At 40.2% G+C, this 7,274-nt stretch carries 10 protein-coding genes and 1 pseudogene; 9 read left to right on the top strand and 2 right to left on the bottom strand.

Annotation, left to right across the window (positions count from 1 at the left end):
- Nucleotides 1-130 (bottom strand): annotated as a pseudogene (locus SD31_RS13055) (30S ribosomal protein S18); the annotation flags it as partial.
- Nucleotides 130-498, bottom strand: coding sequence for a 30S ribosomal protein S6 (gene rpsF / locus SD31_RS13050; protein ID WP_039054454.1), 369 nt, complete (start codon nucleotides 496-498; stop codon nucleotides 130-132). The pseudogene SD31_RS13055 and the gene rpsF, both read right to left, overlap by 1 nt.
- A 195-nt stretch (nucleotides 499-693) precedes the next feature.
- Here rpsF and SD31_RS13045 point away from each other — a divergent pair, with 195 nt between their 5' ends.
- The 9 genes from SD31_RS13045 to SD31_RS21425 all read left to right on the top strand — a co-directional run bounded on the left by SD31_RS13045 (nucleotide 694) and on the right by SD31_RS21425 (nucleotide 7,262).
- Nucleotides 694-1,275, top strand: coding sequence for a Crp/Fnr family transcriptional regulator (locus tag SD31_RS13045; RefSeq protein WP_197053719.1), 582 nt, complete (start codon nucleotides 694-696; stop codon nucleotides 1,273-1,275).
- 229 nt (nucleotides 1,276-1,504) lie between these two features.
- Nucleotides 1,505-1,909 (top strand): hypothetical protein, encoded by a 405-nt coding sequence (locus SD31_RS15645; protein ID WP_052259052.1) that lies wholly within the window; start codon nucleotides 1,505-1,507, stop codon nucleotides 1,907-1,909.
- Entirely contained in the window at nucleotides 1,867-2,889 is a 1,023-nt protein-coding gene (locus SD31_RS13040) for a TolC family protein (protein WP_316929883.1), read from the top strand. The genes SD31_RS15645 and SD31_RS13040 overlap by 43 nt, the downstream gene beginning before the upstream one ends.
- Before the next feature lie 2 nt (nucleotides 2,890-2,891).
- Nucleotides 2,892-3,854, top strand: a complete 963-nt coding sequence (locus SD31_RS13035; protein ID WP_039054452.1) for an HlyD family secretion protein — start codon at nucleotides 2,892-2,894, stop codon at nucleotides 3,852-3,854.
- Between the two features lie 12 nt (nucleotides 3,855-3,866).
- Nucleotides 3,867-4,628, top strand: coding sequence for an ABC transporter permease (locus tag SD31_RS13030; RefSeq protein ID WP_231561632.1), 762 nt, complete (start codon nucleotides 3,867-3,869; stop codon nucleotides 4,626-4,628).
- Nucleotides 4,629-4,636: 8 nt separating this feature from the next.
- On the top strand, nucleotides 4,637-5,035 hold the full coding sequence (locus SD31_RS19500; protein ID WP_231561631.1) for an ABC transporter permease: 399 nt from the start codon (nucleotides 4,637-4,639) through the stop codon (nucleotides 5,033-5,035).
- A gap of 308 nt (nucleotides 5,036-5,343) precedes the next feature.
- Nucleotides 5,344-6,267 (top strand): MFS transporter, encoded by a 924-nt coding sequence (locus SD31_RS19495; RefSeq protein ID WP_231561630.1) that lies wholly within the window; start codon nucleotides 5,344-5,346, stop codon nucleotides 6,265-6,267.
- The gene (locus SD31_RS19490) at nucleotides 6,221-7,000 is read left to right on the top strand and encodes a hypothetical protein (protein ID WP_231561629.1); all 780 of its coding nucleotides are present in this window, start codon (nucleotides 6,221-6,223) and stop codon (nucleotides 6,998-7,000) included. Before SD31_RS19495 ends, SD31_RS19490 begins: the two co-directional genes overlap by 47 nt.
- A 64-nt stretch (nucleotides 7,001-7,064) precedes the next feature.
- Complete coding sequence (locus SD31_RS21425) at nucleotides 7,065-7,262, top strand: transposase (protein ID WP_039054451.1); 198 nt, start codon at nucleotides 7,065-7,067, stop codon at nucleotides 7,260-7,262.
- Nucleotides 7,263-7,274: the final 12 nt, after the last annotated feature.

Below are 7,274 nucleotides of genomic sequence, written 5' to 3'. Positions count from 1 at the left end.
CAAATTTCAACAAGAAGTTAGCATCTTTATAATCGATATATTTGATACCATTCTTTTTGAAACGACAATATTTTTTACGGTTGTCCTCTACTTTAGGAGCAGTCACGTATTGAATGTTTTCGTTTGCCATTAGTTTGCTACCTCCTCAGTTTTAGTTTCAGCTTTCTTGTTGAATGCACCGCTACGTTTTTTCTCATTGTACGCAACAGCATGTTTGTCAAGAGCAACGGTCAAGAAACGCATTACGCGCTCATCACGTTTGTATTCAACCTCTAATTTTTTGATTAATTCACCTGGAGCCTTGAATTCTGTTAAGTGATAGAATCCAGTTGTTTTTTTCTGGATTGGATACGCTAATTTTTTCAAACCCCAATTATCTTCTGCGATAATTTCGGCTCCGCCTTCAGTCAAGATGTTTCTGAATTTAGCAATAACTTCTTTTGCTGCATCTTCTGAAAGCAACGGGGTAAGAATGATTACAGATTCGTACTGTCGCATTGTTACTGTTACTAATTAATGTTAATTAAATAAAAATTCCGCACTCTTACGGAAGTGCAAAAGTACATAAAAAAAATGGTTTGTCAAATGCTTTATTCTTATTTTCAATTTTTTTCTATAAATCGGAAAGATCTGTCTATCAAACCTAAGCCAAACCATCGTGCAAAATTCAAAAGACTTATAGGCGTAATATCTTTGGGATTACTATTTTTGTTTATGACGCTGATTGAACACCTCAAAAGTTTTTATCATATAGACGACGATTTGGAAATATTCTTTGATTCAATTAGTGAAACAAAAGAATATGCCAAGGGAGATTTTATTTTCGAGCCAGACAGCTATTTAAAGCATATCTACTTCATCGAATCCGGCTTCACCAGAGTTTTTTATTATAAAAACAAGAAGGATGTTACCCACTATTTTTTCGGGGAGAACACGTTCAGCACGGGGATTGAAAGCGTATTTTATGAGAAGCCAAGTTTTTTCGGGTTTCAAGCTTTAACCCATTCGCGTATTACTTTGCTTCCTTTTGCTCCTATCCGTGAGATGTCTAATACAAGCATTACGATGAATCATATTATCGAAAAGATTTTGTTAGACAATTTAATTGCTTTTTCTAAGAGATTTTACAAAAGTCAGTTTGAGACGGCGCAAGAACGCTATGCAGCCTTGTTGAAAGAAAATCCTCAGCTGCTACAGAATGCCTCATTAGGTCATATAGCATCTTATCTTGGCGTCTCGCAGCAGACATTGTCCGTCATTCGTGGGATGATATGATAAGATAAGGCATCATAGCAATCCATTCTCCCGACAGAGAATGGATTTTTTATTTTATAAAGAGTAATTAAGAACTGATAAAATTTGCTAAATTGATATTGATAAACATTAAGACATAATGTTTGTAGATTAGGATGCATCTATAGATATTTTATTTTTTTAAGATATCTGAAAATTATTAACCTTTAAAAGCTGCAATTTTGCTCCTGTCCAAAACAACGGAAACAATATGAAAAGAGTTTTCATTTATCCCGCTTTAGCACTTGTCGGCATACTATGGGGACAATATGGTAAAGCACAAGAAATGTTAAAGCCATTCCGGAACAGCATTGAGAAGGCTGTCCTACACAATAAAAGTATTCAGAACGCCTTGCTGGAAAATCAAAAGGTGGCATTGGATCGTGAAGAAGTAAAAGGCAAGTTTCTCCCCAATGTGTCTTTGAACGCTTTGTATGGCTATGTAAATACGGGAGTGGATGTGGATTTACCCACACAACAGCTGCCCATTACCGGAATTAATCTTTTTGAAGGCACCACAAAAGGAAATCTCTCTACCCAGCAGTCGTATCCGGCGTTACAGCTACTCAGGTTATCTTCAGCGGGTTACAGATTACCAACGGTCAGAAAGCCTTAGAACAAAAGTACAAGGCCCAGATGCTGATGACGGAAGCCGGCTACGATGCCATAGCTCAAGAAATCATCACTTCTTTTGATCAGCTCATGCTTTTGAAGGAGGTGGATGTGCTTATCACTGATTCCGAAAAGCGACTCAATAAAGAGCATCAGAAGGTTGTTAAGGCTATCGAAAACGGTTTTGCAATACCTTATGACCGTGACAAGATCAAATTGGCCATGTTGGAGTTGGAAAGTAAAAGGGCGGAAGTGCAAAGCAACAGAGATCTGTTGTATTTCAAGCTGGAAGAGCTTACAGGACTGCCGAAAGAAGAGCTGCTACAGGTAAGCTATAGATTGGAAGAGATCGTGCTGGAGGATGATGCCATGGCGATGAACCGCAAAGAGCTGCAAGCTTTGGAAGCTTCGCAGAAAGCTTATGAATATGTGTTGAAAAAGGAGAAAGGAGCAATGTTGCCAAAAGTTTTTGCCTTTGGTAATGTTTCCTATCTGAATGCTTTTCATACCCAGACAACCATTAAAGATTTAGGTCCACTGGGTGACGTACAGCTCAAATCCAATCATCTTCAGTTGGCTCCCACCTATGCTGTAGGAGTAGGCTTAAGGTGGAATATTCTTGAAGGTAAAACCCATAAGACATCCATAGAAAAGGCAAAGCTGGATTTGAAAATCAATGAGAACAAACTGGAGGACACCAGAGAAAAGCTCAGTTTGTTGCAAAGAAAGACCAAAGCAGACTACGATTTAGCTCTCAAGAAAATAGGGGTCAGCAGGCAACAGATGACAATAGCACAGAATAATCTACACTTAGCTTCCCGTCAATTTGAGGAAGGCTTACAGGATGTTACAGAACGTCTTGAGGCAGAAAACGAGTTTTATAAACAATCACTAAACTATTATAATCAAGTTTTGAGCCAGCGAATGGCTGCTACGGAGTTGTTAAAAGCAAACGGAAACTTATATCAAATCATTGTAAGATAATCATGAAAAACATAGCATATATATTGGGAATAGCTTTGTTGGCACAGGCTTGTTCCAATCACACAGAGCAGACCAAAGGTTTAGAAGGCAAGATAGAAAGAGATCAGCTGTCGGTGACAACCAAGATTCCGGGGAAGATTCAAAAAATCCTTGTCGAGGAAGGGCAACTTGTCCACAAAGGTGATACATTGATTATACTTGAACTTCCAGAAGTAGATGCTAAGGCTATTCAGGCGCAAGGTGCTTTGGAAGCTGCTCAGGCACAATACGAGATGGCTGTGAAAGGTGCTACGGACGGTCAGCTTCAACAGTTGAGGGCTAAAGTGGACGGATTGAAAGAGCAATATGAGTTTGCGCAAAAGTCGTTGGATCGTATGCGCAACCTGTTGGCCGACTCTTTGGTGTCGCAGCAGAAGTATGATGAGGTGTACGCCAAATACCATGGTGCCAAAAATCAATATTTGGCGGCACAGGCAGAGCTGGCCGATGTTCTCAAAGGAGCACGTATTGAGCAGCAGAAGATGGCCTTAGGACAGAAGGAAAGAGCTTTGGGAGCAGTGACGGAGGTCAATGTAGCAGCACAGGAACGTTATATTATTGCTCCGCAAGACATGTCTGTGGAAACCATAAACCTTAAGGTCGGGGAGCTGGCCTTGGCGGGATATAGCCTGATATCCGGTTACATCACCGATGGAACCTATTTCAGAGTTACAGTACCTGAGAGTAAGATGAAAGATTTTCAGAAAGGTGCTGTAAAGACGCTGCGTATCCCTTATTTGGGCGACAAGAAAGTAGAGGCAAAGATAGAGACAATCAAAGCTTTATCTTCGTATGCAAACATCAGCACAGCATATCCTGATTTCGAACAACAGGAAGCAGTCTTTGAAATACGTATGAAGCCTGTCAACGCTGCGGAGGCAAAAGAGCTTCTTACCAAAGCTAGTTTTATTGTGAAAGAAAATTAAGAAAGGCTAATCATGAAAAGCTTTTGGGAGTTAGTTAAAAGGGAATTTCATCTGTTCTTCCAGAATAAGGTACTTATGGTGCTTTTTCTAGGGGCGCCGATAATGTATGGTATTTTGGTAGGATCGGTATATAAGAAAGGGTCGGTGACTAACCTGCCTATTGTGGTGGTGGATGAAGACCAATCGCCTCTATCTAAGCAGCTGATAGATATGTTCAATGACAATGAAGTCATTTATGTGGCTTCCATCCTGCCGGACAATTTTAAGGCTCACGAAGAGGCTATGCGCAAAGAAGCTACGGTGGTGGTGCAGATACCCCGAAATTTTTCTTCGAACATCAACTATAACCGGCCTACGGAAGTGACCCTGTTTGTCAACACTTCCAACACGTTGACCTCTAATTATGCCATGATGGCTGCCAATGTATGTGTGGCTACGATGAAGGCAGGGATTCAGATAAAAAGTCTGGAGAAAAAAGGTGTGCCCGAATATGTGGCTACACAACAATATGAACCTTTCAAGACGACAATCATACGTCAGAACTTTAAATCCGGCAACTATCTATATTTCATGCTTCCGGGGGTATTGCTGACTGTGTTTCAGCAGGTGTTAATGTTGGGGTTGGCATTGAGTTTTGCTTCCGAATTCGAAAAAGGCACTTTCGGTACTTTGGTAGACAAGTCATCAAACGTCCTGAAATTACTTTTTGTGAAGCTTACCCCTTATTTGTTGATGTCGGTTCTGATTTACGTGCTGTATTATGCTATTCTTTGATATACAGAATGCCATTACATATTGAAGGTTTTACCTTTTGGGGAGCATCGCTATTGTTTTTGCTAGCTGTTGGATTCTTGGGAATATTAGTGAGTATAGCTATTCCGACACAGTTACAGGCTACAGAAATACTGATGGTTGTAGCAACCCCATCCTTTATTCTCAGTGGTTTCACGTGGCCGTTGAGTCAAATGCCGGCGTGGGTCGTTGCGTTCGCAAAATGTATTCCACTGACACACTACCTACAGATTTTCAGAACCCTAGTCATTGAACACGGCAAAGCAGAGATGGTAACTTCCTCAATATGGGGATTGACCATAATAGCTGTTGTAACATTTGTGTTGTCTGTTATTTTATTGCAGTGGAAGATAAATAAGACCAAAAAGCTAAAAGCTGTAGAGGGTTAGGTTTTGAGACTGAATTAGATAGAATAGTTAAATAAGTTTTAAGCTAAATTTTTGATCCTTACAGGGAGGACTTCAGACCTTGTAAGGATTATTATTTTTAATATGCTGTCATACAACTTAGTGTTCTAAATTGTATTTTTGGGACTTTATCATTAAACAAGAACACTATATGAGTCAGACTACGGACAACTCGTTTTCAGCGGAACTAGAAAAGCAGGGAATTGACGGACATATGGTCCTAGGTCATCCTTCGGGACTTTTTGTCTTATTTTTTACCGAGATTGTGGGAACGTTTCTCATTCTATGGGATGCGTGTTTTGTTGGTGAACTTTTTGACTACAGCCATCATTGTGGGGAGTCCTTTTTCGGGATGGGGATGGGACCCTGTACAGGCGGGAGCCTTATACGGTACTTATGCCATGTTGTTGTATATCTCTCCGATATTCGGTGGTATTTTGGCTGACAAGTATTTGGGCTATCGCTATGCCGTAGTAATAGGGGCAGCGATAATGACATTGGGACATTTGTTTATGGCCTTCAATACACCTCTGTTTCTTTATTTGGGATTGGCGGCATTAGTAATAGGAACGGGTTTTTTTAAACCAAATATGACCTCCATTCTCTCGGAAATGTATAAAGGTTTTCCACAGAAAAAGGACGGAGCATACACTATCTTTTACATGGGTGTAAATGCGGGAGCTTTCTTTGGTATGATGCTCTGCGGTTATCTTGCCGAAAAGATTGGGTGGCACTGGGGCTTCGGCCTTGCTGGAATATTTATGCTTTTGGGGACCTTGCAGTTTTGGTTTGCTAAGCCTATTTTTGGAAAAATTGGCGATCCTCCTACGGCAGAACAAAGAGCTGCAGCGAAGGCACAAAAGTGGGATACTTCCAATCCTGACGACAAGCCTAATCCGTTTACCAAGTTGGATACTTTTCTTATTGTGGTGATGACTTTATTGGGCTTGGGATATGCTTTCAATGACCCGCTGTCGAAAATTGCCAATATTGATATTCTTTCTGTATTTCAGATAGGAGATTATGCCGGACAGTATGTGGCTATCCTTACGGCCTTGGTGTTGTTTATTTTTGTCATCATCTCTCGCTTAATTCGTTATACGAAAGTGGTTCGTGACCGTATGATTGCGGTAATCATCTTTGCTTTTTTTTGTGATATTCTTCTGGATGTCTTTCGAGCAAGGAGCTTCTTCGTTAGTATTATTTGCACGTGACTATGTGGATCGCTCGTTGACGGGAAATTCATTGCTCATTTTCAATACGATAAATACTTTACTGACGGTAGTTCCATTGGCTCTTATTACCTATGTAGTATTTAAGTTGACGAAAGCCACTTTTGGCAAGGCACCTTTGTCCAATTGGGTACAGATAATCTGTTTTGCAGCATTATGGGCCATTGCAGGGTGGATGTTGTATAAAGAGTTTACAGCAGAATCTTCTGAGATTACGGTTTCTTGGTTCTCGATCTTAAACTCATTTTTTATCATTTCCTTTGCCAATATGGTTTCGAAGGTTTGGGAGTCTAAGTTCAACCCTCCGGCTTCCGTAAAATATGGCTTGGGATTGATTGTCATGGCTATAGGTTTCGGATTGTTAGCATTTGGAGCTCATGGGTTGCATGCCGGTGTTAAGGTGTCTATGGTATGGCTCGTGTTAGCGTATCTGTTCCACACTTTAGGGGAGCTTTGTCTTTCTCCTGTGGGACTGTCGTATGTGAGCAAGCTGGTTCCGGCGAGGATGATAGCATTTATGTTTGGTATGTGGTACTTGGCCATAGCTATAGGTAATAAGCTGGCAGCAATCTTAGGTGGTCAAATAGAGAATATCACTAAAGAATATTCTTTGAGTACATTCTTCTTGATATTCACTATAGTGCCTGTTGTGGCTGGAGTGATAGTAATACTATTACATCCGTTGGTTAAAAAACTTATGCACGGTGTAAGATAAAGAAACAAAAAGCTCCTAACTTAGACATGCCCCAAAAAGTTAGACACTTATTTGGGGCATTTTTATGAGTAAAAAACAGAAGTATAATTTCAATTTTAAGTTACGTCTAGTAACCACTATTCTACGAGGTAAAGACAGTATTGGAAGCCTTGCAAAGCGAGAAGGATTAAGTAAATCGAATTTACAATTTTGGCTTAGGCTTTACCAAAATTATAGGCTAAGCAAGGCTTGCAAGGTAGTAGCAAAAATCATTCACCAATAAGAAAGAAAAACT

It is taken from the genome of Sphingobacterium sp. T2 (assembly GCF_000814685.1).
Lineage (GTDB): Bacteria > Bacteroidota > Bacteroidia > Sphingobacteriales > Sphingobacteriaceae > Sphingobacterium > Sphingobacterium thermophilum.
The sequence above is the reverse complement of the archived record's forward strand: the minus strand, read 5'-3'. Positions and strand labels throughout refer to the sequence as shown.

Coding starts and splice junctions, on each gene's coding strand:
- rpsF (WP_039054454.1), bottom strand. CDS start 498: ATGCGACAGTACGAATCTGTAATCATTCTTACCCCGTTGCTTTCAGAA.
- SD31_RS15645 (WP_052259052.1), top strand. CDS start 1,505: ATGAAAAGAGTTTTCATTTATCCCGCTTTAGCACTTGTCGGCATACTA.
- SD31_RS13035 (WP_039054452.1), top strand. CDS start 2,892: ATGAAAAACATAGCATATATATTGGGAATAGCTTTGTTGGCACAGGCT.
- SD31_RS13030 (WP_231561632.1), top strand. CDS start 3,867: ATGAAAAGCTTTTGGGAGTTAGTTAAAAGGGAATTTCATCTGTTCTTC.
- SD31_RS19500 (WP_231561631.1), top strand. CDS start 4,637: ATGCCATTACATATTGAAGGTTTTACCTTTTGGGGAGCATCGCTATTG.
- SD31_RS19495 (WP_231561630.1), top strand. CDS start 5,344: ATGCGTGTTTTGTTGGTGAACTTTTTGACTACAGCCATCATTGTGGGG.
- SD31_RS19490 (WP_231561629.1), top strand. CDS start 6,221: ATGTCTTTCGAGCAAGGAGCTTCTTCGTTAGTATTATTTGCACGTGAC.
- SD31_RS21425 (WP_039054451.1), top strand. CDS start 7,065: ATGAGTAAAAAACAGAAGTATAATTTCAATTTTAAGTTACGTCTAGTA.